The following is a 25,565-nucleotide window of genomic DNA, read 5'->3' as shown; positions in this document are numbered from 1 at the left end:
GATCCACGAATTGTCATGATCCGGTAATGGACGGCGCAGGACCCGATTCGAGGGCGGTTCCGAGCCGCCCCCGGCGGACGTCGGACGGCACTAGGCTCGTTGCGGAGGTGCCGAACATGAAGCTCGGACTGCACTACTGGAACTACTCGATCCCGGCCGACCCGGCGGCGATCGCGCCGACCCTGGCGCAGGCGGCGACAGTCGCGGAGCAGGCCGGGGTCGCGTCGTTCACGGTGATGGACCACTTCTTCCAGATGGACGCGGTGTTCGCGGCCGAGGAGCCGATGCTGGAGGCGTACACCACGCTGGGATACGTCGCGGCCATGACGCAACGGATGACGCTGGGCGTGCTGGTAACCGGGGTGATGTACCGCTATCCGGGGTTGCTCGCCAAGACCGTGACGACCCTCGACGTGCTCTCCGGCGGCCGGGCCCGCCTCGGCATCGGCGCCTCCTGGTACGAGCGGGAGCAGCTCGGGCTGGGCGTGCCGGTCGTCCCGGTGGCCGAGCGGTTCGAGCGGTTGGAGGAGACGCTGCGCATCTGCCTTCAGATGTGGAGTGCCGACGACGGCCCGTTCAACGGGCAGCACTACCAGCTCGCCGAGACCATCAACTCGCCGCAGCCGTTGAGCCGCCCGCGCCCGCCCATCATGATCGGTGGTGGCGGCGAGAAGAAGACCCTGCTGCTGGTGGCCCGGTACGCCGACGCCTGCAACCTGTTCGGCCGCGGCGGCATCGACGACATCGCGCGCAAGCTGGACGTGCTGCGCGGGCACTGCGCCGCCGAGGGCCGCGACTACGACAGCATCGAGAAGACGGTGGTCGCCTCCCAGGCGCCGCTGGACGACACCGACGCGTTCCTCGCCGAGGTGTCCGCGTACGCGGCGCTCGGGGTGAGCGAGGTGCAGGTGACGCCGGATCGGGACCCGGTCGAGTTCGCCCGGCGGCTCGGCGACGAGGTGCTGCCCCGGTTGGCCGACATCGGCTGATTCCGCCTCGCCGAGCGACGAGGGCCGTCCTCCCGGTGCTGCGGAGGACGGCCCTCGTCGGTGGTGGGGTCAGGCGACCGCTGCGGGGAACCGCTCCCAGACCCGGTGCGCGGCCATCAACTGCTGCACCGCGGTCAGCGCCTCGGCGCCCGAGCCTGCCGCCACGACGCCCGGGGTGCCGGCGACGCCGGCCTGCTCCAGCACTGTGACGCCGGCACCCCAGGCGCCGATCGCCTTGGCGTGCCGCCAGCACTCCTCCACGAGCAGCAGCACGCGGGGGTCCACGGTGGCCGGGGCGGGCCTGCCCGCCTTGGCGTCGCGGGCGGGCAGGGCATCCGGTGCGGGTGTCGGCGCTCCGGCCAGCAGGACCGCGTCGAACTCGACCGACCGGCCGGTGGCGAAGGTGCGCTGCACCGGCAGGTCGCCCACCATGCCGCCGTGCGGGGCGATCAGCAGCGGCACCATGCCGGCGCTGAACACCGCCCGGCGGACCTCGTCGACGCTGTCCAGGTCGCCGGCGGGGTCGACGACGATCCCGACCGTGCGGCCGTCGCTCGGCCACTCCCGGCCGACCTGCGACAGCGCCGGGCTGGGCGTGACGTCGGGGAGGGCGACGGTCGGCTGGGGTGCGGGTAGGCCCAGGCCGGTGGCGACCTGCTCGCACAGCACCGCGTCGATGTTGGCGAGGCTCTGGAGCTGGCGCTCCTTGATCGCCTGGTGGTAGCACTTGCCCAGCTCGAAGGTGTACGCCCGGATGATGTGTTCCTTCTCGACCGGCGACATGCTCAGCCAGAACAGGCGGACCTGGCTGTAGTGGTCGTCGAACGAGGCCGGATTCGCGCGTACCTTCGGTGCCTGCGCGACGGTGACCGGCACGTCGACGAAGGCGTGCTCGGCGTCCCCGGCGGGGAACGGGTTGCCGCCGTCGAGCGAGTTCGGCCGGTACGGTGCGACGCCGGCGTGCACGGCGTGCTGGTGGAAGCCGTCGCGCAGCATGTCGTTCACGGCGGCGTGCGGGCGGTTGATCGGGATCTGCGTGAAGTTCGGCCCGCCCAGCCGGGTGAGCTGCGTGTCGAGGTACGAGAAGAGCCGGCCCTGCAACAGCGGGTCGTTGGTGACGTCGATGCCCGGAGGCAGGTGACCGAGGTGGAAGGCGACCTGTTCGGTCTCGGCGAAGAAGTTCGTCGGCGTCCGGTTGAGCACCAGCCGCCCAATGGGCTGCACCTCGGCCAGTTCCTCCGGCACGATCTTCGTCGGGTCGAGCAGGTCGATGTCGGCGAAGGTCTCCTCGGGAGTGTCCGGGAAGACCTGGATGCCCAGCTCCCACTCGGGATACGCGCCGGCCTCGATGGCGTCGTAGAGGTCGCGTCGGTGGAAGTCCGGGTCGATGCCGCCGAGCAGCTGGGCCTCCTCCCAGGTCAGCGAGTGCACGCCCAGCTTCGGCTTCCAGTGGAACTTGGCCAGCACCGTCTCTCCGGCCTCGTTGACGAGGCGGAAGGTGTGCACGCCGAAGCCCTCCATCGTCCGGTACGAACGCGGAATGCCCCGGTCGGACATGTTCCACATGGTGTGGTGCTGCGCCTCGGTGTGCAGCGACACGAAGTCCCAGAAGGTGTCGTGGGCGCTCTGCGCCTGCGGGATCTCCCGGTCGGGGTGCGGCTTGCCGGCGTGGATGATGTCCGGGAACTTGATCGCGTCCTGGATGAAGAAGACCGGCATGTTGTTGCCGACCAGGTCGAAGGTGCCCTCGTCGGTGTAGAACTTCGTGGCGAAGCCACGGGTGTCGCGGACCGTGTCCGCCGAACCCCGGGAACCGAGCACAGTGGAGAACCTGACGAAGACGTCGGTCTCCCGGCCCTTCTTGAGGAAGCCGGCACGGGTGACCGCCTCGGCGGCGCCGTACGCGGTGAACACCCCGTGCGCGCCGGCGCCGCGGGCGTGCACCACACGCTCCGGAATGCGCTCGTGGTCGAAGTGCGTGATCTTCTCGCGTAGGTGGTGGTCCTGGAGGAGCACCGGGCCGCGGGGGCCGGCCTTGAGCGAGTGGTCGGTGTCGCGCAGCCGCGCCCCGTTCGCGGTCGTGAGGTAGGCCCCCTGCTGACCGTTCGCGGTCGTCGGCGCGCCGGTCTCCGCGCCGGTCGGCGTGCGCGTCTGCGGTGCCCCCTGTTCCGGCTTCGGCGGCAGCGGGTCGTGCGGCGTCGTCGGCTCCTCGACGGTCGGTGGCGCGCTCCCCGGCGCACCGGGGACATCCGGGCTGAGGGCGTCGGCGATCTTTCCTGAGGCGGTCTTCACGGCGTTCTTGACCGCCTCGGCGGGCTTGCTGGAATCCACTGAATGAACCTCTCCATGGCACGTGGGCGGGCCGGCGCCTGCCCTGCTACCCCTGGTCAGAGGGTCGAAACACGACTGATCTCGGCATTTCACGTCCGGACTGGTGATTTCGCCGATGCCGGGATCGGCGGAGCAGCCAAAACTGACACACGTCGATATCCCTCGACTCTAGGGAGTGCCCGACGTGTCCTCACCAACCACCACCCGTCCCCGTTCCGTCACAGCCCGTGCCACCCGGCTCGCGTTGGCCGCCGTCCTGGCCGCCGGCGGCGCCCTGGCCGGGTCGTCCAGCGCCGCCCAGGCCGCCGGCCCGTACGAGCGCGGCCCCGCCCCGACCACCTCGATCCTGGAGGCCAGTCGCGGACCGTTCGCCACGGCGTCGCAGAGCGTGTCCTCGCTGAGCGTCACCGGCTTCGGCGGCGGCGTCATCTACTACCCGACAAGCACCAGCGAGGGCACCTTCGGCGCCATCGCCATCTCGCCCGGCTACACAGCGGCCTGGTCCAGCATCAGCTGGCTCGGACCGCGTATCGCCTCGCACGGCTTCGTCGTGATCGGCATCGAGACGAACACCCGGCTGGACCAGCCGGACAGTCGGGGCCGTCAGCTGCTCGCCGCGCTGGACTACCTGACCCAGCGCAGCTCGGTGCGCACCCGGATCGACAGCAGTCGACTCGCGGTGGCCGGTCACTCGATGGGTGGCGGGGGCAGCCTGGAGGCGGCCTCGTCGCGGCCGTCGTTGCAGGCGGCGGTGCCGCTGGCGCCGTGGAACACGGACAAGAGCTGGTCCGAGCTGCGGGTGCCCACGCTGATCATCGGCGGCGAGAGCGACAGCGTCGCGCCGGTCGCGACGCACTCGGTGCCGTTCTACAACAGCATCCCGTCCTCCTCCGAGAAGGCGTACCTGGAGCTGAACGGGGCGAGCCACTTCTTCCCACAGACCACGAACACGCCGACCGCGCGGCAGATGGTGGCCTGGTTGAAGAGGTTCGTCGACGACGACACCCGCTACGAGCAGTTCCTCTGCCCCGGCCCGAGCGGCTCGGCGATCCAGGAGTACCGCAACACCTGTCCCAGCGCCTGACGGCGGTCACGGGGCGGTCGCCGCTGGCGGCCGCCCCGTCCACGTGCGTGAAGGGGGCATTGAAGGTCTTGACGCCTAACCCGAGAAACGTACACTGCGAGTGTAAATAAACACCCGCCACGACAGAGGGATGGGTGATGGAGCGCGGCCTTGAACTGCACCACATCGGCGTCCGTTTCGGCGGCCTCACCGCCCTCGACGACGTGTCCCTGCGGGTGCCACCCAACCGGGTGGTGGGCGTCATCGGGCCCAACGGCGCCGGCAAGACGACGCTGTTCAACGTGATCTGCGGCTTCGTCGCACCGGAGACGGGCTCACTCACCCTCGACGGCCGGCCGCTGCGACCACGGCCGCACCGGCTGACCCGGCTCGGCATCGCCCGGACCCTCCAGGGCACCGGGCTCTTCGCCGGGCTGAGCGTGCTGGAGAACGTGATGACCGGCGCTTCGCACACCGCCCGTGCCGGCTTCGTCCCGGCACTGCTCGGGCTGCCGGCCAGCGACCGCGACGAACGCCGGCTGCGCGCGGACGCCCTGGCCATCCTCGACGAGCTGGGCATCGCCGAGCATGCCGGGGCCGCACCGACCACCCTGCCCTTCGCCGTACGCCAGCGGGTCGCCCTGGCCCGCGCGCTCGCCGCCCGCCCCCGGCTGCTCCTGCTCGACGAGCCGGCCGGTGGCCTCGGGGCGGACGACATCGCCGAGCTGGGGGAGCTGGTCCGCCAACTGCCCCGGCGGGACACCGACCCCTGCGCCGTGCTCCTGGTCGAGCACCACATGGACCTGGTGATGGCCGTCTGCGACGAACTCGTGGTGCTCGACTTCGGCCGGGTCATCGCCGCCGGCACCCCGGACGAGATCCGCGACGACCCCGCGGTCACCGACGCGTACCTCGGTGCCACCGTCGAGGAAGAGGTCTCACCGTGAGCGCGAGGAGTGAGCCGGGTTTTCGAGCCCCGCAATCGCGAACGAAAGGAGGTGCCGTGTGAGCGGCACCGATCTGCTCGTCGTGCGAGGGCTGGTCGCCGGTTACGGCGCCGCGCCCGTGTTGCGGGCCATCGACCTCACCGTCCCGGCCGGCACCATCGCCGCTGTCGTCGGCGCCAACGGCGCCGGCAAGACCACTCTCCTGCGGGCGCTCTCCGGCATGATCCGCCCGGCCGCCGGCCAGGTCCTGCTGGCCGGCGAGGACCTTCGCGGCACGCCGGTGGAGCAGCTCGTCCGACGCGGCATGGCGCACGTCCCGGAGGGTCGAGGCGTGATCAGCGAGCTGACCGTCGACGAGAACCTGCGGCTGGGCGGGCTGTGGCGGCGCGACCGGGCCGACGCCGGGCGGGCCCTCGACGAGGTCTACCAGCTCTTCGAGCCGCTCGCCCGACGTCGCCGGCACCTCGGTCACCAGCTCTCCGGCGGCGAGCGGCAGATGCTGGCGCTCGGTCGGGCCCTGGTCGGCCGACCCCGCCTGCTGCTGCTGGACGAGCCGTCGCTCGGCCTGGCGCCCCGGGTCGTCGCCCGGACCATGGCCCTGCTCCGCCAACTACGCGACCGTACCGGCCTGACCGTCCTGCTGGTCGAGCAGAACGTGCGCAGCGCGCTCGCCGTCGCCGACCAGGGCGTCGTGATGTCCCTCGGTCGGGTGGTGATCGCCGCCCCGGCGGCGCGGCTCCGCGACGACGTCGACCTGCGCCACGCCTACCTCGGTTTCTGACCACCATCTCGTCCCCCGGAGGGAGGACTGTTGGACCGCTTCGTCTTCCTCACCGTCGACGGCCTGTCCCGCGGCGCGGTGTACGCCGCGTTCGCGCTGGCCCTGGTGCTCATCTGGCGGGCGGCGCGGGTCGTCAACTTCGCCCAGGGGGCGATGGCCGTCGCCGCCGCTTACGTCGCCTACACCGTCAGCACCGCTACCGGTTCCTACTGGCTGGGCTTCGTGGTCGCGATCGTCGCCGGCCTGCTGCTCGGCGCGCTGGTGGACCGGGTGGTGATGCGGCACGTCGATCACGCCTCACCGCTCAACCCGGTGATCGTCGCGCTCGGGCTGGTGCTGCTGATCCAGGCCGTGCTGGGAATGGTGTACGGCAGTGAGTTCCGCCCCGCCGAGGCCCCGTTCAGCCGGTCCGCCCTCACCGTGGGCGGCGTCGCCGTGCTGTCCCCGTACGACCTGTTCGTCTTCGCCACGATCGGCGTGGTCGTCAGTGGTCTGGCCTGGATGTTCGCGCGTACCCCGGTGGGGTTGCGGATGCGCGCGGCGGCCTTCGCTCCGGAGGTCTCCCGGCTGCTCGGGGTAAACGTCGGTGGGATGCTGACCCTCGGTTGGGCGCTCGCCTCCGGGGTGGGCGCGCTGGCCGCCATGCTGGTCCTGCCGACCGAGCTGGGCCTGCACCCGCACGCGATGGACCTGGTGTTCGTCTCGGCGTTCACCGCGGCGGTGGTCGGCGGGCTGGACAGTCCACCGGGGGCGGTGGTCGGTGGGCTGGTGGTGGGGTTGCTGCTCTCCTACGTGAGCGGCTACGCCGGCAGTGACCTCACCCCGCTCGCGGTGCTGGTCCTGCTGCTGGCGGTGCTGCTGGTCCGGCCCGGTGGGCTGTTCGCCCCGGTCGTGGCGAGGCGGGTGTGAGCGCCACGAAGGCGGCTGTGCCGCCGAAAGAGCAGCTCGACGACCCGGCCGGTCGGCCTGTCGACCGGCGACGGGGCTCCACCCTGCTGCGCCACCTCGCGGTGGTGCTGGCCGCCGGGTTGCTACTGGTGGCGGTCAGCTACTCCGTCGAGCCGTTCCGCAACTTCCAGCTCGCCACAGTGGCCGCCTACCTGTGCGCGACCGCCGGGCTGACAGTCCTCACCGGGCTCAACGGTCAACTGTCGCTCGGGCACGGCGCGCTGATGGCCACCGGGGCGTACACGGTGGCGCTGTGCCAGACCGCGTTCGCCGACCGGGGAATGACCGGCGGCTGGCTGTTGCCGCTGTCGCTGGCCGCGGCGATCGTCAGCACGGTCGCGGTCGGCGCGGTGGTCGGTGTGGCAGCGGCCCGGCTGCGCGGCCCCTATCTGGCCGGGCTCACCCTCGCGGTGGCCGTGGTGGTGCCGGCGCTGGCGGTCACCTTCGACGGCGTGTTCAACGGCGAGCAGGGGCTGTCGGTGCCGGTCGAGCCGCCGCCGCTGTCGCTCGGCCCGTACTTCCCGTACGAGCGGTGGCAGCTCTGGGTCACCGGCGCGGCCACCCTGCTCGCGTTGCTGCTGCTGGCGAACCTGATCCGCAGCCGGTACGGGCGGACCTTCCGGGCGGTCCGCGACGACGAGGTGGCGGCCCGCCTCGCCGGCATCCACGTGGCCCGCACCCAGGTTCTCGCCTTCGTGGTCAGCGCCGCCACCGCCGGGCTCGGCGGCGCGCTGCTGGCGGTGCTCGCGCAGAGCGTCTCACCCGGCGCGTTCTCGCTGACCCTGTCGCTGTTCCTGCTGATGGCCGTGGTGATCGGTGGCCTGGGTCGACTGACCGGCGCGCTCTGGGGGGCGGTCCTGCTGGTCGCCCTGCCCGATCTCACCCACTCGCTGACCGGGATGCTCACGCTCTCGCCCGCGGTGGCGCAGCGGATGGAGGGCAATCTCCCCCTGGCGATCTTCGGACTCACCCTGATCGTCGTCATGATCGCCGCCCCCGGCGGTGTGCAGGGTCTGCTGTCGCGTCTCGGCCGGGCGTTGCTGGCCAGGCGGCCGACCCGGCGTTCCTGAGCTGTCCTCGGTCCGGCCTCGGCCGGGCGCCCCACCACCACACCGTTCCTCAGAAAACCGGACCGAGAAAGGTCGGTGTCTCCCATGCACCGTAAAGCGCATCGCGGCCTCGCGATCGCCAGCACCCTTGCCCTGCTCATCACCGCTGCCGGCTGTAGCGGCGACGACGGCCCCGGCTCCGGCGGGGCGTCGGTGCCAGGCGTCACCGGCACCGAGATCGTCGTCGGCACCCACATGCCGCTGACCGGGCCGGCCTCGGCCGGCTACTCGAAGATCGCCCCGGCGACGAAGGCGTACTTCGACTACGTCAACGCCAACGGTGGCGTGCACGGCCGCAAGATCACGTACAAGATCATGGACGACGGCTACAACCCGGCGAACACCCAGCAGGTGGTCCGCCAGCTCGTCCTCCAGGACAAGGTCTTCGCCATCCTCAACGGTCTGGGCACGCCGACGCACACCGGTGTGCTCGACTTCCTCAAGAGCAACCGGGTGCCCGACCTCTTCGTCGCCTCCGGCAGCCGCAGCTGGGACCAACCGGACAAGTATCCGGGCACGTTCGGGTTCAACCCGGACTACACGGTCGAGGGCAAGATCCTGGCCAACTACGCGAAGGCGAACCTGGCCGGCCAGAAGGTCTGCTTCCTCGGGCAGGACGACGACTTCGGCCGGGACAGCCTGGCCGGCGTGGAGAAGGTGCTCGGCGCCGGTGCCGTGGTGGCAAAGCAGACGTACGTCACCAGCAACACCAACGTGGCGCCGCAGATCGGCGCGTTCAAGGCGGCCGGCTGCCAGGTCGTCGTGCTCGCCACGGTGCCCGGCTTCACCGCGCTCTCCGTCGGCACGGCGGCGCGGCTGGGCTTCAAGCCGCAGTGGCTGGTCTCCAACGTCGGCGCCGACCACCCGACCCTGGCCAAGCAGCTCGGCGCCGCGGCGCCACTGCTGGAGGGCATGGTCGGCACCAACTACCTGCCGATGCAGAACGACACCGCCAACCCGTGGGTCCAGCTCTTCACGAAGATCAACAAGGAGCACAACGGGGACGCGCCGTTCGACGGCAACACCGTCTACGGGATGTCGGTCGGCTATCTCTTCGTGCAGACGCTGCTCGCCGCCGGCAAGGACCTCACCCGGGAGAAGGTCCTCGACGCCGTGCAGAAGGGCGGCTTCCAGGGCCCCGGGCTGGTGCCGCTGCGCTTCTCCGCCACTGACCACTCCGGGTACGGCGGCCAGCGGTTGAGCCGGGTGACCGGGGGAGTGCAGAGCTACTTCGGGCCGGCGTACGAGACGGACGAGGCGGACGGGGCGGTCAACGAGTACACCGTCACTCCGGCTGCGCCCCCGGCGAACGGGGTGCCGACCGTCTCCTGAGGCCCCGCAGCCCCGACGCCCGACCGGGCGTGGTCCCGCCTGACCACGCCCGGTCGGACGGCTGCGCGCGTGCTGCCGGCGCGGCCTGCCGGCCGACCGTCGAAGGCGTTGACCGATACCGATCGATGCTCCTACTATCTGCACCGTGAATGCATATTCGGGCCGGCTCGCGGGCCGGGTCGCCATCGTCACCGGCGCCAGTCGCGGGATCGGTCTGGCCATCGCCCAACGCCTCGTCGCCGAAGGCGCCCGGGTGGGCCTGACCGCCCGCCGCCCCGAAGGGCTGGCCGAGGCGGTCGCCACCCTTGGCGGTTCGGCACACGCCCTCGCGGTGCCGGGCCGGGCCGACGATCCGGAGCATCGGGCCGATGCGGTGCGTGCGGTGACCGCGGCGTTCGGGCCGGTGGATCTGCTGGTCAACAACACCGGCATCAACCCGGTGCACGGCCCGCTGGTTGAGCTGGACCTGACCGCGGCCCGCAAGATCCTCGACGTGAACGTGGTCGCCGCGCTCGGCTGGGTGCAGGAGGTCTGCGCCGCCGGCATGAGCGAGCACGGCGGCTGCGTCGTCAACGTCTCGTCGATCGCCGGGCTCGGTCCGTCACCCGGCATCGCCTGCTACGGGGTCAGCAAGGCCGCGCTCAACCACCTCACCGCCAGCCTTGCCGTGGAGCTGGGCCCGACGGTCAGGGTCAACGCGGTCGCTCCCGGCGTGGTGAAGACCCGCTTCGCCGCCGCCCTCTACGACGGACGGGAGGCCGAGGTCGCCGCGCGGTACCCGCTCGGGCGCCTCGGTCTGCCGTCTGACGTGGCCGGCGCGGTCGCCTTCCTGGCCTCCGACGACGCCAGTTGGATCACCGGGCAGACCATCGTCTGCGACGGCGGCGTCTCGCTGACCGGCCGGGCCGGATGACGGCGTCGGTGGAGCGTCCGGAGCCGCTGATCAACGGCTGTCTAGACTCGGCGGTGCGTCGGGGGACGCCGTGGCGGTGAGGGGGCGAGGGCGGATGGACGCAGTCGATGTGGCGGGTCGGGTCGACGGGCGTACCGCCCGCGCCGAGCGCACCCGCGCCGCCATCGTCGAGGCGCATCTCGCGCTCATCTCCGAGGGCGACCTCCGCCCGACCGGGGAGCGCATCTCCGAGCGGGCCGGCATCTCGCTGCGCACCCTCTGGACCAACTTCAAGGACATGGAGACGCTCTTCGAGGCCAGCGGCGCGGAGGTGCTCCGCCAGCAGGACGCCGCCCACCGGCCGATCTCACCCGGGCTGCCGTTGGCGAAGCGGGTCGACGCGTACTGCCGACAGCGGGCTCGGCTGCTCCAGCTCATCGCGCCGTCGGCGCGGGCCGCCCAGATGCGTGAGCCGGTCTCCGAACAGCTGCACCGCAACCGTCTCAAGCACATCGAACGGGTCCGCGACGAGGTCGAGGAACTCTTCGCCGTCGAGTTGGCCGAAGCCGGGGCGGGACGGGAGCAGTTGCTCAACGCCCTGGTCGTGGCGAGCACCTGGCAGGCCTGGTCGATGCTGCGCTACGGGCTCGGTCTCGGCGTGGACCAGGCCCGCGCGGTGATGGCCCGGACCGTGGGCGCTCTGCTGGCCGAGGTCGCGCCCGACTGATTCCGGCCCGGCCCGATATCGCCCCCTCTTTCCATTCGGTTTCCGATGGGTAACACTGGCAGGCATGGTTACTGCATCAAGAGTGCAACTAACCGTGCTGCGTGGCCGGGACGACGAGTGCCGGGCTGTCCGGAGCCTGCTCGACGGCATGACCAACGCCGGCGGTGCCCTGCTGTTGCGCGGAGAGCCCGGATCGGGCCGGACCGCGCTTCTCGGCTACGCCCATCGACACGCCGAGGGTGGCTGCACAGTGCTCGCCGGCAGCGGGCTCGCCGAGGAGGCCGCCCTGCCGTACGCCGGCCTGCAACGTCTGGTCGACCCGGTGCTCGACCGGGCCGCCGCGCTCCCTTACGAGCAGCGCCATCTGCTGCGGCGCGCGCTGGCCGGGGAGAGCTGCCCGGCCGACCGGCAGTTGACCCTGTCGATGGCGGTGCTCGGGCTGCTCACCGCCGCCGCCCGGGACCGGCCGTTGCTCGCCACGATGGACGACATCGACCGAGGTGACCCGCAGACCGCGCAGGCGCTGGCGTTCGTGGCCCGCCGACTGCGGCACCTGCCGCTCGCCGTCCTGCTCACCGCCGACGTCACCGCCAACCTCGACGGGATACCGGCACACCGACTTCGCGCGCTGACCGAGCACGAGAGCCGCGCCGTCCTCACCGATCGACTCGATCGGCTGGCCGGGCGCGAGAGCGTCGACCGGCTTCCCGACCGGCCGGCCGCGTCGGCACTGACCGCGTTGGCCACGGTCGGAGGCGGCAACCCGCAGGCACTGGTGGACCTCGCCGAGGTGCTCACCGCCGGGCAGTGGCGGGGCGAGGAGTCGCTGCCCGCCGCGCCACCGGCGGACGGAGCGCTGGGTCGCGCGTACCGTGCCCGACTGGACCGGCTGCCCCCGGAGACCCGGCGGGTGCTGTTGCTCGCCGCGCTCGATGAGGACGGCGAGCCGGGCACCCTGATCCGGGCCGCGGCGGCCGCGGGCGCCGAGGTCGAGGCGCTCGCCCCGGCGGAGGTCGCCGGCCTGGTCCGCGTCGAGCAACGCGGCGTCACCTTCCCGCAGCCGCTGGTGCGCACGATGATCGCGGCCAGTGCGCCGCTCGCGGAGCGCCGCGCGGCGCACCGACTGCTCGCCGAGGTGCTGGTCGCGGACGGGCAACGGCTCCGCCGGGCGATGCACCTCGCCGCCGCGACCGCGGGTGCCGATCCGGCCCTCGCCGCCGAGTTGGAACAGGCGGCGGTCGGCGGATCCGACGGCTGGGCCGCCGCCTCGGTGGCCCTGCGGTGGGCCGCCGAACTGAGCGACCAGCCGAGGCTGACCGCCACCCGTCTGTTGGCCGCAGCCCGGTACGCCTGGGCCGGGGGACAACCCGACGAGGCCCGGCTGCTGCTCGACCGCCTCCGCGCGGTGGGCGTCGACCCGGTCGTTCGGGGCCGCGCCGATCTGCTCCGCGGCGAGCTGGAACTGCGCTGCGGCACCGCCTCGAGTGCGTCGGCCACACTGCTGGCCGCCACCGCGGCGGTGGCCGGCACCGACCGTGCCCTGGCGTTGACCGGGCTGGTACGCGCCGGCGAGACGGTCTGCTTCACCGGCGACCAGTACCGCTACGCCGAGGTCGGACGGCGGGCGCTGGCGTTACGGCGCCCGGGCGACCCGCCGGCTCTGGAGGTCATGGGCTGTCTGATCGCCGGGGTGGCGGCGACCCTGCGGGGCGACCACGAGCGGGCCGGGCCCGCGCTGCGCCGCGCCGTGGTGCTGGGTGACCGGCTGACCGGTTCGGCGTTGACCCCCACCGCGCTCAGCTGCGCCGCGGCGGCCGGACTGCTGGTGGCCGTGGACGGCGCGGCCCACCGGCTCGCCGAACGCGCGGTCGAGCTGGCCCGGGAACGGGGTGAGCTGTCCATGCTGTCGCGGGCGTTGGAGCTGCGGGCGGTCGCCGAGTACTGGTTGGGCCGACACGAGGCGGCGGCGGAGACCTCCCGCGACGGGCTGCGCGTCGCCCGGGCGACCGGGCAGGTCAACTGCGCCAACGTCCACCTGGGCATGCTGGCCGTCCTCGCCGCGATCCGGGCCGATCGGGAGACCAGCCTGCGGCGGATCCGTGAGATCGGCGAGTCGCCGACGCCGGGCAGCCGCCCGCACGCGCTCGCCGCGTGGGCCCTGGCGGTGCTCGACCTGGTGGACGGCCGGCATGCCGAGGCGGCGGACCGGTTGGCGTCGCTGTCCCGGCTCGGCACGCGCCGAGGTCAGATCCTCGTGCAGGTGATGGCCACTCCGTACCTGGTGGAGGCGGCGGCGTACCTGGCGCACCGGCCGGCGGCGACGGCCGCGCTCGCCGCGTTCGACAGGTGGGCCAGCAGCACCGCGAGCCCGTTGCGCCGGGCCCTGTCCGCGCGGTGCCACGCACTGCTCGCCCCTCGGGGCGGCACCGACGCGGAACGGGACTTCGAGGCGGCGCTGCGCCTGCACCCCACCGAGGCCGGCACGTTCGAGCGGGCCCGCACCGAACTGCTCTTCGGTCAGGAGTTGCGCCGCAGTCGACGCCCTCGCGACGCGCGGACGCACCTGCACCAGGCCCGCGAGATGTTCAGCCTGCTCGGGGTGGAGTGCTGGGCCGAGCAGGCCACCACGGAGCTGCGGGCGGCCGGGGAGTCGATCGGTCCGCCGGACCTGCCCGCGGCGCGGTTGTTGACCGGCCAGCAACTGCGGATCGCCGAGTTGGTCGCCGAGGGCGCCACCAACCGGGAGATCGCCGCCCGGATGTTCCTCTCCACCCGTACGGTCGACCACCACCTGCGCAACGTGTTCCACCGGCTGGGTATCCGTTCGCGGACCGAGCTGGCCCGCGCGTTCACGGCCGAACGGCACGCCGGTCTGAGCTCCGACCGGTGAACGCCCGGTCTGGACGCGTTTAACTATCACCGCTAGTTTGTGCGTCATGGACCTCACCCTCTCCGCCGAGCAGGCGGCGGTCCGCCAGTTGGCCGCCGAGTTCGCCGACCGCGAGCTGCTACCGCACGCAGCCGCCTGGGACCGCCGCGAATCGGTCGACCCCGCCATCGTCGGCATGCTCGGTGACCTGGGCTTCCTGGGGCTGACCATCGCCGAGGCCGACGGCGGTTCCGGCGGCGACCACCTCGCGTACTGCCTGGTCCTGGAGGAACTGGGCCGGGGAGACTCGGCGGTGCGTGGCATCGTCTCGGTCTCCCTCGGCCTGGTCGCGAAGTCGATCGCCGCGCACGGGAGCGCGGAGCAGCGGGCCGAGTGGTTACCAGGGCTCTGCGCCGGCACCGCACTCGGCTGCTTCGCGCTGACCGAGCCGGACAGCGGCTCGGACGCGGCCGCACTGCGCACCCGTGCGGTCCGCGACGGCACCGACTGGTTGCTCACCGGCACGAAGATGTTCATCACCAACGGCACCACCGCCGACGTCGCGCTGGTCTTCGCCCGCACCGGCGGCCCCGGGCACCGAGGAATCACCGCGTTCCTGGTGCCCACCGACAGCCCGGGGCTGACCCGGCGGGAAATCCACGGCAAGCTCGGTCTGCGCGGTCAGGCCACCGGCGAGCTGGGCTTCGACGAGGTGCGTGTGCCCGACACGGCCCGTCTCGGCGCCGAAGGCGCCGGATTCCGGCTGGCCCTGGCCACCCTCGCCAAGGGCCGGATGTCGGTGGCCGCCGGGTGCGTCGGCATCGCGCAGGGCTGCCTCGACGCGGCGGTCGGTTACGCCGGGCAGCGCACCCAGTTCGGCAAGCCGATCGCGGGGCACCAGCTCGTCCAACAACTGCTCGCCGCCATCGCTGTGGACACCGCCGCCGCCCGGCTGCTGGTGTGGCAGGTGGCCGACCTGATCGACAGTGACCAGCCGTTCGCCACCGAGGCGTCGATGGCCAAGCTCTTCGCCAGTGAGGCCGCCGTCCGCGCGGCCAACAACGCGGTCCAGGTCTTCGGTGGGTACGGCTACATCGACGAGTATCCGGTCGGCAAGTATCTGCGCGACGCCCGGGTCGCCACGCTCTACGAGGGCACCAGTCAGATTCAGCAACTCCTCATCGGACGCGCGCTCACCGGCGTCAACGCCTTCTAGTACCTGTAGGGAGATCCGGCATGAGAGTGTTCACCTCGTTCGAGGAGCTGGCCGCCGCGACCGGCGAGAGCCTCGGGCCCGGTCCGTGGCAGCGCGTCGAGCAGAGCCGCGTCGACCTCTTCGCCGACGCCACCGGCGACCACCAGTGGATCCATCTCGACCCGGTCCGAGCCGCGGCGGGGCCGTTCGGCGGGACGATCGCCCACGGGTACCTCACCCTGTCGCTGTTGCCGGCGTTGGCGGGCGGGCTCTACCGGGTCGAGGGGGTGGCGATGGGCGTCAACTACGGGTTGAACCGGGTGCGCTTCCCCGCGCCGCTGCGGGTCGGCGCCGCCGTACGGGCCACCGCCACCATCGCCGACGTGTCGCCGGTCAGCGGCGGTGTGCAGCTGGTCGTGACGGTCACCGTGGAGAGCGACAGCGGCGGCAAGCCCGTCTGCGTGGCCGAGACCGTGAGCCGGCTCTACGGCCCTGCGCAGCAGTGACCGCTCGACCCCGCGTCGACGGTCGTCGGCGCGGTGCCGAGCCGGTGTGACCCGGCACCGCGACGGTTGGTGTCAGGCGAGCGTGCAGGCGGTGCCGTTGAGGGTGAATGCGGCCGGCCGACCGGTGCCACCCGTGTGGGTTGCCTGGAAGCCGATGTCGACCGAGGTGTTCGGCGCGATCGTCGCGTTGTAGGACACGTTTCGGGCGGTCACCGCTCCGCTGGACGGGGAGTAGGTGGCGTTCCACCCACTGGTGATGCTCTGCCCACCGGGCAGCGTGAACGCCAGGCTCCAACCGTTCACCGGCGTGCTGCTGGTGTTGGTCACCGAGACCGACGCGGTGAGACCGCTGTTCCAGGCGTTGATCGTGTACGAGACGCGGCAGTCACCGGACGGCGGGGGCGTGGTCGGCGGGGGCGTGGTGGGCGGGGGAGTGGTCGGAGGGGGAGTGGTCGGAGGGGTGTCGCCCCCGATGCTGCCGGGCACCGCACGGAGGGCGTCGTACCAGGCGGCGGCCATCTTGCGGTAGCCGGTGGCGTTCGGGTGCACCCCGTCGGCCAGGTCGCTGAGCGTCAGGGCGCGGTACATGTCGACCAGGTGTACGCGTTTGCCGGCGGCGGCCCGGCTCTGCACGATCCCGGGGATCGCGGCGTTGTAGCCCCGGACCTGGTTGTCCGCGCCGGACTTCGGGATGATCGTCGCGACGAACACGTCGGCGTTCGGGGCGGTGTTGGTGATCCGGTCGACGAGAGTGGCCAGCCGGGACGGGGCCCCTGACGTGTCGCCGTACATGTCGTTGGTGCCGATGTGCAGCAGCACGGTCCGCGGATTCGTGGCCCGCAACCAGTTCACCACGTTGGCGTCGATCTGGGCGATGGTCCAGCCGGAGTGGCCCTGGTGGTCGTGGTCGCCGAGGCTGGCTGGCCCGTTGAACTGGGAGCCGACGAAGTCGATCCGGTAACCACCGGACGTGAACCGCTGCCACAACTCGATCCGGTAACCACCGGGGACGTTGAATCCGTCGGTGATCGAGTCGCCGAGCGGCATCACGCGGACGCCGCCGTTGGACTCCGCGCTGGCGGGAGTGGTCGCGATCGGCACGGCGGCGACAATGGCGGCGACGGCGGCCAGGGCCGTCCACCATCGACGAGCCCGCCGGGGCCTCGACGTCGGTGCGTTGCCGGTCGGTGCGAGAGGGACGGGTTGCACGAGCGTTGGACTGCGCATGGGACTTCCTCTGGTGGGGGTGCGCGACATCAGCGGCCACCGGGGAGACGGCTGCCGTCATGACGCGGTACGCGGAGGTGGGGTGCGCGGCACGACCAACAACCCGGACGTCTGCACTGGTGGTCGTGGCGGTGTACGTCGGGCACCGGCCGTCGAGGATCTGGCGGGACGGACCGGGAAGCCGTGGCGGAGGTGTGCCCTGCACCTCGCCTGACGCACCATAGCGTGTTATCGCTAACACCGGCAACGCATCAGCACCCGACGATGCCTCGGGCGTTCAGGCCCGCGCTGGATGGAGGACCGAGCCCAGCCAGCGCAGCTGACGCCGCACGTGCACGGCCTCGCCGCCCTCATGGCCGTTGAACGGGTAGACGTGCATCTCCCGCTCGGGCGGGACCGGCCTCCCGTTCGCGGCGCCGTAGTGGTTGTAGGCGGCGAAGGCGGTTCGCGGCGGGCAGACGGTGTCGCGTCCGCCGATGCCGAAGTGCGCCGGCGCAGTCGCCCGACGCGCGAAGTTCACCCCGTCGACATAGGACAGCGTGCGCCACACCGCCTCCTGGGCCTCCCGGTTCACCGCCAGGTACCGGGCGATCTCGCCGTACGGCGCGAGGTCGGTGAGCGCGACGGCCCGGCGCATGTCGCACAGGAACGGGGCGGTGGTCAGCACCGCGCTGAGATCCTCGACGAGACCCGCCACCGCCAGGGCGATGCCGCCACCCTGGCTGTTGCCGACCACGGTGACCCGGTCACCCTCGACCCCCGGCAGCGCGCGGACCGCCTCGACCGCCCGCACCGCGTCGGTTATCAGGCGGCGGTAGTGGTAGGTGCGCGGATCGAGGATCCCCCAGGTGGCCGGCCAGGGCCCGCCGGGCGCGCCGTGCGGGTCGGGGGTGTCCCCGGCGCCGTGCTGCCCCGCCTGTCCCCGGTTGTCCATCAGCAGGTGCGCGTACCCGGCCACCGCCCAGGTCGGGCGTTCGTGGGGCAGACCGCGCCCGCGCCCGTAGCCGGCGTACTCGACCACGGCCGGCAGCGGTTCGCTGACCCCGGCCGGGCGGGTGTACCAGGCGCGGACCGGGTCACCACCGAAGCCGGCGAACGTGACGTCCCAGGAGTCGAGCAGCCGCAGGTCGGTGGGTTCGGGGCGGACGTCGACGAGCACCGGTACGGCTGCCGCCCCGGTGAGCGTGTCCCGCCAGAACTCGTCGAAGTCGTCGGGTTCGGCGACCTCGGGTGCGTACCGCTGGAGGTCGTCGAAGGTGGAGGCGGTGTGGGGCACGGGTCCTCGCAGGGGCCGGGGTCAGTGCGGATGGGCGGGGGGCGCGGTGCTCTCCCGGAGGACCAACTCGGTCACCAGGTCGATCCGGCTGGTCGCCGGCTCGTTCCCCCTGGTCAGGTCGAGCAACATCTGGGTGGCGATGCCGGCCATGTCGCGCAACGGCTGGTTGATCGTGGTGAGCGCCGGGTCGGTCCAGGCGGAGACCGGCAGGTTGTCGTACCCGATCACCGAGAGGTCCTCGGGCACTCGCAGGCCGCACTGACGGGCGGCCCGGAGCACCCCCATGGCCTGGATGTCCGACCCGGCGAAGATCGCCGTGGGTCGGTCCGGCCGCTGGAGCAGTTGCAGCCCGTGGGCGTGCCCCGCTCCGGCGGAGAAACTGCCGTAGCGGATCAGCTCGCGATCGACCACGATTCCGGCTTCGTCGTGGGCCGACTGGAAGCCGGCCGCGCGGGCTCGACTGCACAGCACGTCGGGTGGCCCGGAGATGATGGCGATCCGTCGGTGCCCCAGCTCCAGCAGGTGCCGGGCGGCGAGCAGGCCGCCGTTCCAGTTGTTCGACCCGACGGTCGGCACTGAGGCCGAGGTGGCGCTGTCGGTGTCGACGACGACGAACGGAATGCCCTGCCGGCGCAGGTGCTGCTGTTGGGCCTCGGCCAGGTGGGAGAGGACGAACACCACGCCCAGGGGGCGGTCGGCGAGTAACGCCTCCAACCATCGTGCCGGCGGGCGGTGCGCGCCGTCGAGCTGGGCGATCGACAGCCCGATGCCGGCCGCTGAGGTCACCGCCTCGACGCCCCGCAGGATCTCCATGGCCCAACCCGTGTCGAACTCGTGGAACACGAGGTCCACCCGGCCGCCGCTGGTCGCCTGTCGCCGGGCGCGGCGCTGGTACTGGTGGCGGTCGAGGCTCGCCTCCACCCGGGCTCTGGTGCCGGGGGCGACATCACCGCGGCCGTTGAGGACCTTGGACACGGTCGCGACCGAGACGCCGACATCGTTGGCGATGGTTGCGATGGTGGTGGAGGCGGGTGGGTCGAGCGGGCGGTGCTCTGTCATCGCGGCCTCATACAACATCCGAAAGTTTCGGGCGACCTTAACATGATGGGACATTCACGCCAGTAGTTGCCGCACTCGGACTGCGCATTGGCCGGACATCGCGCGGCTCGTTGGCAACGGAACGCCGATCGCGGGCTCACCGTGTGCAGGAAACATCCCCTGGTAGTCCGATTGGGACACTTGACAGGCATCGATGGGACACTTAGGTTGCCGAAAAGGTTACGCAGGTTTCCGGAAAGTTTCGGATCGTGAGAAACGTCCGCCACGGAACTGGTTCCACCAGGGCACGGGGATGTGGCCGGAGCTAAGGGGTCAGGGCATGAGAAGTCAGTCGCTCTCCGACGGCGGCGCCGCGCCGTGGCGTGATCAGCGGCTGTCGCCGACCGAGCGGGCCGACGCGCTCCTGCCGAAGATGTCCCTCGAAGAGAAGATCGCCCAGCTCGTCGGGGTCTGGGTCGGCGCCGACGCCAGCGGCGAGGGCGTCGCACCGCACCAGTCGGACATGATCAGCGAGTTGCCGCCGTGGAGCACTGTCATCCGGTACGGGTTAGGCCAGCTGACCCGTCCGTTCGGCACCGCCCCGGTCGACCCGGTGCTCGGCGCCCGGTCACTGGCGGCCTCGCAGGCGCAGATCGTGGCCGCCAGTCGGTTCGGCATCCCGGCGCAGGTGCACGAGGAGTGCCTCACCGGGTTCGCGGCGTGGCGGGCCACCGTCTATCCGACTCCGCTGAGCTGGGGCGCGTCCTTCGACCCCGAACTGGTCGAGGCGATGGCCGACCGGATCGGACGGTCGATGCGGGCCGCCGGTGTGCACCAGGGCCTCGCCCCGGTGCTGGACGTCACCCGGGACTACCGCTGGGGTCGTACCGAGGAGACGATCGGCGAGGACCCCTACCTGGTCGGGACGACAGGTGCCGCCTACGTGCGGGGCCTGGAGCGGGCCGGTGTGGTGGCCACGCTGAAACACTTCGCCGGCTACTCCGCCTCCCGAGGCGGACGCAACCTCGCGCCGGTGCCGATGGGCCGCCGCGAGCTGGCCGACGTCATCCTGCCGCCGTTCGAGATGGCGCTGCGCCTCGGCGGCGCCCGCTCGGTGATGAACTCCTACGCCGAGATCGACGGCCTGCCCGTCGCGGCTGACCGTGGGCTGCTGACCGGGTTGTTGCGGGACGAGTGGGGCTTCACCGGCACAGTGGTGGCCGACTACTTCGCCGTACGGTTCCTGCAGACCCTGCACGGAGTCGCCGGGGATGCCGCGGACGCGGCCCGGCTCGCCCTGCGGGCCGGGATCGACGTCGAGTTGCCCACCGTGGACGCCTTCGGCGAACCGTTGGTCGAGGCGGCTCGCCGCGGCGAGGTCGACGAGGCGCTGATCGACTGCGCGCTGCGGCGGGTGCTGATCCAGAAGATCGAGCTCGGTCTGCTCGACGAGGGCTGGCAGGAGCTGCCCGACGACGTGGCATCCCTGCGCTTCGACGACGAGGCCAGCCAGGAGATTGCCCTTCGCCTGGCCCGGGAGTCAGTCGTCCTGGTGCGCAACACCGGCGTCCTCCCGCTGGCCGTGGCAAGCCGGGTCGCCCTGGTCGGCCCGGTCGCCGACGACCCGATGGGCATGCTCGGCTGCTATTCGTTCCCCAACCACGTGGGCGTCAACCACAGCGACTTCGGGCTCGGCCTGGCCATCCCCACACTGCGCGACGAGTTGGCCCGGCGCGTCCCGATGCTCACCCACGAGCCGGGGTGCACCGTCACCGGTGACGACACCTCGGGCATCCCGGCAGCGGTCGCCGCTGCCGCCGCCGCCGACGTGTGCGTGCTGGCCGTCGGCGACCGGGCGGGAATGTTCGGCCGGGGCACCTCCGGTGAGGGCTGCGACGCTGTCGACCTGCGACTACCTGGCGTGCAGAGCGACCTCGTCCGCGCCGTTCTCGCCACCGGCACCCCTGTCGTCCTGGTCCTGATGACCGGCCGCCCGTACGCGCTCGGCCCGGAGTTCGACGACGCGGCGGCCGTGGTGCAGGCGTTCTTCCTCGGCCAGCTCGGTGGGCAGGCACTCGCCGAGGTGCTCACCGGCGCGGTCAACCCCTCCGGACGGTTGCCGGTCAGCGTGCCCCGCGACGCCGGCGGGCTGCCGAGCACCTACCTCGCGCCACCGCTCGGCCGGCGCAACAAGGTCTCCTCGATCGACCCGACCCCGGCGTACCCGTTCGGCCACGGGCTGAGCTACACCACCTTCGAGTGGTCCGACGCCACTGTGGTCGAACCGCGTGAAGATCCGACCGCCTGGCCGGTCGACGGCGAGGTACGGGTGCGGATCACCGTCGCCAACACCGGTGAGCGGGCCGGCACCGAGGTCGTGCAGCTCTACCTGCACGACCCGGTCGCGCAGACCACCCGTCCGGTGGTCCGGCTGATCGGTTACACCCGGCTGCCGCTGGCACCCGGCGAGGTGGCGCACGTGACGTTCGGCGTACCTGCCGACGTGGCGTCGTTCACCGGGCTGACCGGCAGACGGATCGTCGAGCCCGGCGACGTCGAGCTGCGGTTCGGCCCCTCCAGCGGCGAGGTGGCGGCGGCCCTGCCGCTGCGACTGGTCGGCACCGAACGCCAGGTCGGTTTCGAGCGGGAACTGCTCACCTCGGTGCGGGTCGAGCCGCTCGTGGCCGTTGCGCAGTCGGCATAGGAGGCCACGGATGACATCCACCCTGCGGCCACCGCCGCCGGCGCCGCCGAGTCCTCCGCAGCGGACGCAGAGCCCTGCCCCGCGCTCGCCACGACGCCGTCGCAGTTGGCGGCAGGCACTGCGCCGGGACTGGCAGCTCTACTCACTCGCCATCCTGCCGCTGCTGTTCTTCCTGGTGTTCCGATATCTGCCGATGATCGGCAACATCATCGCGTTCCGTCGGTTCAAGCCGGGCGGCAGCATCTTCGGTGAGTACTGGGTCGGGCTGCGCTACTTCCGGATGTTCCTCAGCGACCCGACGTTCTGGGAGGTGTTCACCAACACCCTGGTGCTCGGGGCGCTGACCCTGCTGTTCTGCTTCCCGCTGCCCATCGTGCTGGCGTTGCTGCTCAACGAGGTCCGGGCCCGCCGCTTCAAGCGGTTCGTCCAGTCCGTGTCCTACCTGCCGCACTTCTTGTCGATCGTGATCGTGGCGGCGATGGTCATGCAGTTGACCTCGATCGAGGGCACGGCCAACCAACTCGTCAGCCTGTTCGGCGGCGACCCGGTGGCGTTCCTGCAGAGACCGGAGTGGTTCCGCACCATCTACGTCTCGTCCGAGGTCTGGCAGACGGTCGGCTGGGGCACGATCCTCTACCTCGCCGCCCTCACCACCATCGACGAGGACCTGTACGAGGCCGCCCGGATCGACGGCGCCGGCCGGCTGCGCCAGACCTGGCACATCACGTTGCCCGGCATCCGCCCGACGATGATGACTTTGCTGATCCTCAACATCGGCAGCTTCCTGGCCGTCGGGTTCGAGAAGATCCTGCTGCTCTACAACCCGTTGACGTACCCGACGGCCGACGTGGTCTCCACCTATCTGTTCCGGATGGGCTTCCAGTCGAGCAACTTCAGCTACGCGGCGGCCATCGGCCTCTTCGAGGCGGTGATCGGGCTGATCCTCGTCCTGTCGGCGAACATCATCTCCCGTCGCACTGTGGGGACGAGCCTGTGGTGACCTTCGGTACGAAGATCGACGCCCCGAAGACGCGCGGGCCGGACGACAGCCGGGGTTACCGGATCTTCCGCGTCGTCAACACCGTCGTCCTGCTCGGCGTCGTGGTCGTGACGCTGTACCCGTTCCTCAACATCGTGGCCCGCTCGCTCAGCGAAGAGGCGTACATCATCGCCGGCAAGGTCACCTTCTTCCCGCGCGGGTTCGACCTGACCGCGTACAAGCTGGTGATGTCCGACTCGATGTTCTGGACGAACTACCGCAACACTGTGGTGTACACGGTGGTCGCGACGCTCATCTCGATCGTGCTGACCACCTGTTACGCGTACGTGCTGTCGAAGCCGCAGCTCAAGGGACGCGGAGTGCTCGTCGGTGTCGCGCTGTTCACCATGTTCTTCTCCGGTGGCCTGATTCCCAACTACGTGCTGGTCACCAGCCTGGGCATGAAGAACACCATCTGGGCCGTGGTGATCCCCAATGCCATCAGCGTGTTCAACCTGCTGGTCATGAAGGCGTTCTTCGAGAGTCTGCCGAGCGAGCTGGAGGAGGCCGCGGCCGTCGACGGGCTGAACACGTACGGCATCCTGCTGCGGATCGTGCTGCCGCTGTCGAAGGCGATCATCGCGACGATGGTGCTCTTCTACGCGGTGTCCTTCTGGAACTCGTGGTTCACCGCGTTCCTCTACATCGACCGGCAGGATCTGCTGCCGGTCACCGTGTACCTGCGCAACCTGATCGCGGGTGCCACCGACGCACAGCAGTCAGGCGCGGCCGAGGCCGACGTCGTGCAGGCCGCGGCCACACTCCAGGCCGTGACGATCGTGCTCACCACCCTGCCGATCCTGGCGGTCTACCCCTTCGTCCAGCGGTACTTCGTCCGCGGCGTGATGCTCGGCGCGGTCAAGGGATGACGCCGGCGCCGCACCGCTTCCCCACCGAAACCCCACCACCGAAAGGACGAGCCATGCTCCACAAGACGGGGCGCCGCCTGGCCTTGGCCACCGCGGGTCTGCTCGCGCTCTCCCTTGCCACCGCCTGTTCCGAGGACCCCGGTGAGTCGACCGACCTCTCCGAGAACCGGGTCGGCGCGATGGCCAACTACGGCATCGGCGACCAGTTCAAGGCCACCGAGGCTCTCTCGTTCTCCACCCTCTACAACAACCACACGTTCTACCCGCTCAAGGAAGACTGGCTGTTCTGGTCGGAGCTCACCAAGCGGACCAATGTCAAGATCGATCCGGTGGCCGTGCCGCTGAGCGACTACGAGCAGAAGCGCAGCCTGCTGATCGGCGCCGGTGACGCCCCGCTGATCATTCCGAAGACGTACCACCCGCAGGAGAACGCCTTCGTGTCCTCCGGGGCGATCCTCCCGGTGAGCGACTACCTGGACCTGATGCCCAACCTCAAGGACAAGATCACCAAGTGGAACCTCCAGCCGGAGATCGACAACCTGCGGCAGTCCGACGGTAAGTTCTACCTGCTCCCCGGCCTCCACGAGAAGCCCACGCAGGACTACACGGTGCTGGTGCGCACCGACATCATGCAGGAGCTCAACCTGGCGGTCCCGAAGACCTGGGACGAGCTGTACACGGTGCTCAAGGCGATGAAGGCGAAGTACCCGAACGTCTACCCGTACTCCGACCTCTTCAGCAAGCCCAACCCGACCGGCGCGCTGCTGAACATCCTCGGCTCGGCCCACGGCACCCAGGCGGGCTGGGACTACCAGCACGCGACCTGGGACCCGGCGGCGAAGAAGTTCAGCTACACCGGCGCGTCCGAGCAGTACAAGCAGATGGTCACCTACCTGCACAAGCTCGTCGCCGAGGGCCTGCTCGACCCGGAAAGCTTCACCCAGACCGACGACCAGGCCCGCCAGAAGCTCGCCAACGGCAAGTCCTTCGTGGTCACCGGCAACGCGCAGACCCTGGTCAACAACCACCGCCCCGACCTGGCCAAGACCCTGCCGAACGCCAAGATGGCCAAGATCCCGCTGCCGATCGGCCCGGCTGGCGAGATCAACCCGTTCCCCCGGTTGGAGAACGGCATCATGATCTCCACGAAGGCTCGGGAGAGCAAGAATTTCGTGGCCATGATGCAGTTCATCGACTGGTTGTGGTATTCGGACGCAGGCCTGGAGTTTGCCCGCTGGGGCGTCGAGGGCACGACCTTCACCAAGGACGCGTCCGGCAAGCGCACGCTCAACCCCGGGGTCGACTTCCTCGGGCTCAACCCGGAGGCGCCCAAGCACCTGCAGAAGGACTTCGGCTTCCACAACGGCGTCTTCGCCTACGGCGGCACTCCCGACCTGGTTCGCGGGTTCTTCTCGCCGGAGGAGCTGGAGTTCCAGAAGGTGATGGACGCCCGCAAGCCGAGGGTGGTGCCCCCGCCGGCCCCGTTGAGCGACGAGGAGCGCGAGCAGGTGTCGCTCTGGGAGACGCCGCTGAAGGACTTCGTCACCCAGAACACGCTGAAGTTCGCCCTGGGTCAGCGTCCGCTCAGTGAGTGGGACGCGTACGTGGCCGAGCTGAAGGCCAAGAACTCCGACCAGTACATCGACCTGGTCAACAAGGCGTACGAGCGGTTCCAGAAGAACAACGGCTGATCGGCGGGAGTCCGGTCGGGTCGCCTGGTGCG

20 protein-coding genes are annotated in these 25,565 nt (G+C 71.0%); 16 read left to right on the top strand and 4 right to left on the bottom strand.

What is annotated here, in order from left to right:
• The first annotated feature begins 116 nt into the window (after positions 1-116).
• Positions 117-989: an LLM class F420-dependent oxidoreductase gene (locus ACFYPG_RS02580; RefSeq protein WP_387349740.1), complete on the top strand. Its 873-nt coding sequence runs from the start codon at positions 117-119 to the stop codon at positions 987-989.
• Positions 990-1,058: 69 nt separating this feature from the next.
• On the opposite strand, the gene ACFYPG_RS02575 is transcribed toward ACFYPG_RS02580, so the two are convergent.
• Complete coding sequence (locus ACFYPG_RS02575) at positions 1,059-3,320, bottom strand: catalase (RefSeq protein ID WP_387349738.1); 2,262 nt, start codon at positions 3,318-3,320, stop codon at positions 1,059-1,061.
• Between the two features lie 184 nt (positions 3,321-3,504).
• Between ACFYPG_RS02575 and ACFYPG_RS02570 the strand changes: the two genes are divergently transcribed.
• The 11 genes from ACFYPG_RS02570 to ACFYPG_RS02520 all read left to right on the top strand — a co-directional run bounded on the left by ACFYPG_RS02570 (position 3,505) and on the right by ACFYPG_RS02520 (position 15,689).
• Positions 3,505-4,404, top strand: coding sequence for an alpha/beta hydrolase family protein (locus ACFYPG_RS02570; RefSeq protein ID WP_387349736.1), 900 nt, complete (start codon positions 3,505-3,507; stop codon positions 4,402-4,404).
• 137 nt (positions 4,405-4,541) lie between these two features.
• Positions 4,542-5,330, top strand: a complete 789-nt coding sequence (locus ACFYPG_RS02565; RefSeq protein WP_355006583.1) for an ATP-binding cassette domain-containing protein — start codon at positions 4,542-4,544, stop codon at positions 5,328-5,330.
• A 58-nt stretch (positions 5,331-5,388) separates the two neighbouring features.
• On the top strand, positions 5,389-6,111 hold the full coding sequence (locus ACFYPG_RS02560) for an ABC transporter ATP-binding protein (protein WP_355006584.1): 723 nt from the start codon (positions 5,389-5,391) through the stop codon (positions 6,109-6,111).
• Positions 6,112-6,141: 30 nt separating this feature from the next.
• Positions 6,142-7,020: a branched-chain amino acid ABC transporter permease gene (locus tag ACFYPG_RS02555; RefSeq protein WP_355006585.1), complete on the top strand. Its 879-nt coding sequence runs from the start codon at positions 6,142-6,144 to the stop codon at positions 7,018-7,020.
• The gene (locus tag ACFYPG_RS02550; protein ID WP_387349733.1) at positions 7,017-8,129 is read left to right on the top strand and encodes a branched-chain amino acid ABC transporter permease; all 1,113 of its coding nucleotides are present in this window, start codon (positions 7,017-7,019) and stop codon (positions 8,127-8,129) included. Before ACFYPG_RS02555 ends, ACFYPG_RS02550 begins: the two co-directional genes overlap by 4 nt.
• An 84-nt stretch (positions 8,130-8,213) precedes the next feature.
• On the top strand, positions 8,214-9,500 hold the full coding sequence (locus tag ACFYPG_RS02545; RefSeq protein ID WP_387349731.1) for an ABC transporter substrate-binding protein: 1,287 nt from the start codon (positions 8,214-8,216) through the stop codon (positions 9,498-9,500).
• A 145-nt stretch (positions 9,501-9,645) separates the two neighbouring features.
• Positions 9,646-10,413 carry an SDR family oxidoreductase gene (locus ACFYPG_RS02540; protein ID WP_387349729.1) on the top strand — a complete coding sequence of 256 codons (768 nt, stop codon included), beginning with the start codon at positions 9,646-9,648 and terminating at the stop codon, positions 10,411-10,413.
• Between the two features lie 94 nt (positions 10,414-10,507).
• Positions 10,508-11,119, top strand: coding sequence for a TetR/AcrR family transcriptional regulator (locus tag ACFYPG_RS02535; protein WP_357203488.1), 612 nt, complete (start codon positions 10,508-10,510; stop codon positions 11,117-11,119).
• A gap of 64 nt (positions 11,120-11,183) precedes the next feature.
• Positions 11,184-14,009 (top strand): AAA family ATPase, encoded by a 2,826-nt coding sequence (locus ACFYPG_RS02530; protein WP_387349727.1) that lies wholly within the window; start codon positions 11,184-11,186, stop codon positions 14,007-14,009.
• Between the two features lie 46 nt (positions 14,010-14,055).
• Complete coding sequence (locus tag ACFYPG_RS02525; protein ID WP_355006591.1) at positions 14,056-15,204, top strand: acyl-CoA dehydrogenase family protein; 1,149 nt, start codon at positions 14,056-14,058, stop codon at positions 15,202-15,204.
• 20 nt (positions 15,205-15,224) lie between these two features.
• Positions 15,225-15,689, top strand: a complete 465-nt coding sequence (locus ACFYPG_RS02520) for a MaoC family dehydratase (RefSeq protein ID WP_387349726.1) — start codon at positions 15,225-15,227, stop codon at positions 15,687-15,689.
• A gap of 72 nt (positions 15,690-15,761) precedes the next feature.
• Here the strand turns inward: ACFYPG_RS02520 and ACFYPG_RS02515 are convergent, their stop codons facing one another.
• From ACFYPG_RS02515 to ACFYPG_RS02505, 3 genes are all read right to left on the bottom strand, one after another.
• A complete protein-coding gene (locus ACFYPG_RS02515; protein ID WP_355006593.1) occupies positions 15,762-16,916 on the bottom strand; it encodes a cellulose binding domain-containing protein in 1,155 nt (384 codons plus the stop codon).
• A gap of 277 nt (positions 16,917-17,193) precedes the next feature.
• Entirely contained in the window at positions 17,194-18,192 is a 999-nt protein-coding gene (locus ACFYPG_RS02510; protein ID WP_387349723.1) for an acetylxylan esterase, read from the bottom strand.
• 21 nt (positions 18,193-18,213) lie between these two features.
• Positions 18,214-19,251, bottom strand: a complete 1,038-nt coding sequence (locus ACFYPG_RS02505) for a LacI family DNA-binding transcriptional regulator (RefSeq protein WP_355006595.1) — start codon at positions 19,249-19,251, stop codon at positions 18,214-18,216.
• 319 nt (positions 19,252-19,570) lie between these two features.
• Between ACFYPG_RS02505 and ACFYPG_RS02500 the strand changes: the two genes are divergently transcribed.
• From ACFYPG_RS02500 to ACFYPG_RS02485, 4 genes are read left to right on the top strand one after another with little or no spacing between them, the layout of a single operon-like run.
• Positions 19,571-21,934 (top strand): glycoside hydrolase family 3 N-terminal domain-containing protein, encoded by a 2,364-nt coding sequence (locus ACFYPG_RS02500; protein WP_387349721.1) that lies wholly within the window; start codon positions 19,571-19,573, stop codon positions 21,932-21,934.
• Between the two features lie 10 nt (positions 21,935-21,944).
• On the top strand, positions 21,945-22,934 hold the full coding sequence (locus tag ACFYPG_RS02495; protein WP_387349719.1) for an ABC transporter permease: 990 nt from the start codon (positions 21,945-21,947) through the stop codon (positions 22,932-22,934).
• Complete coding sequence (locus ACFYPG_RS02490; protein ID WP_355006598.1) at positions 22,931-23,842, top strand: carbohydrate ABC transporter permease; 912 nt, start codon at positions 22,931-22,933, stop codon at positions 23,840-23,842. The genes ACFYPG_RS02495 and ACFYPG_RS02490 overlap by 4 nt, the downstream gene beginning before the upstream one ends.
• Positions 23,843-23,895: 53 nt before the next feature.
• On the top strand, positions 23,896-25,533 hold the full coding sequence (locus tag ACFYPG_RS02485) for an extracellular solute-binding protein (protein WP_355006599.1): 1,638 nt from the start codon (positions 23,896-23,898) through the stop codon (positions 25,531-25,533).
• Positions 25,534-25,565: the final 32 nt, after the last annotated feature.

The organism is Micromonospora sp. NPDC005553, assembly GCF_042871765.1.
Classification (GTDB): Bacteria; Actinomycetota; Actinomycetes; order Mycobacteriales; family Micromonosporaceae; genus Micromonospora.
The sequence above is the reverse complement of the archived record's forward strand: the minus strand, read 5'-3'. Positions and strand labels throughout refer to the sequence as shown.

Bases quoted from the DNA above. Each gene is read 5' to 3' on its own strand.
- ACFYPG_RS02580 (WP_387349740.1), top strand. From the start codon at position 117: ATGAAGCTCGGACTGCACTACTGGAACTACTCGATCCCGGCCGACCCG.
- ACFYPG_RS02565 (WP_355006583.1), top strand. From the start codon at position 4,542: ATGGAGCGCGGCCTTGAACTGCACCACATCGGCGTCCGTTTCGGCGGC.
- ACFYPG_RS02545 (WP_387349731.1), top strand. From the start codon at position 8,214: ATGCACCGTAAAGCGCATCGCGGCCTCGCGATCGCCAGCACCCTTGCC.
- ACFYPG_RS02535 (WP_357203488.1), top strand. From the start codon at position 10,508: ATGGACGCAGTCGATGTGGCGGGTCGGGTCGACGGGCGTACCGCCCGC.
- ACFYPG_RS02530 (WP_387349727.1), top strand. From the start codon at position 11,184: ATGGTTACTGCATCAAGAGTGCAACTAACCGTGCTGCGTGGCCGGGAC.
- ACFYPG_RS02525 (WP_355006591.1), top strand. From the start codon at position 14,056: ATGGACCTCACCCTCTCCGCCGAGCAGGCGGCGGTCCGCCAGTTGGCC.
- ACFYPG_RS02520 (WP_387349726.1), top strand. From the start codon at position 15,225: ATGAGAGTGTTCACCTCGTTCGAGGAGCTGGCCGCCGCGACCGGCGAG.
- ACFYPG_RS02515 (WP_355006593.1), bottom strand. From the start codon at position 16,916: ATGCGCAGTCCAACGCTCGTGCAACCCGTCCCTCTCGCACCGACCGGC.
- ACFYPG_RS02505 (WP_355006595.1), bottom strand. From the start codon at position 19,251: ATGACAGAGCACCGCCCGCTCGACCCACCCGCCTCCACCACCATCGCA.
- ACFYPG_RS02500 (WP_387349721.1), top strand. From the start codon at position 19,571: ATGAGAAGTCAGTCGCTCTCCGACGGCGGCGCCGCGCCGTGGCGTGAT.
- ACFYPG_RS02495 (WP_387349719.1), top strand. From the start codon at position 21,945: ATGACATCCACCCTGCGGCCACCGCCGCCGGCGCCGCCGAGTCCTCCG.
- ACFYPG_RS02485 (WP_355006599.1), top strand. From the start codon at position 23,896: ATGCTCCACAAGACGGGGCGCCGCCTGGCCTTGGCCACCGCGGGTCTG.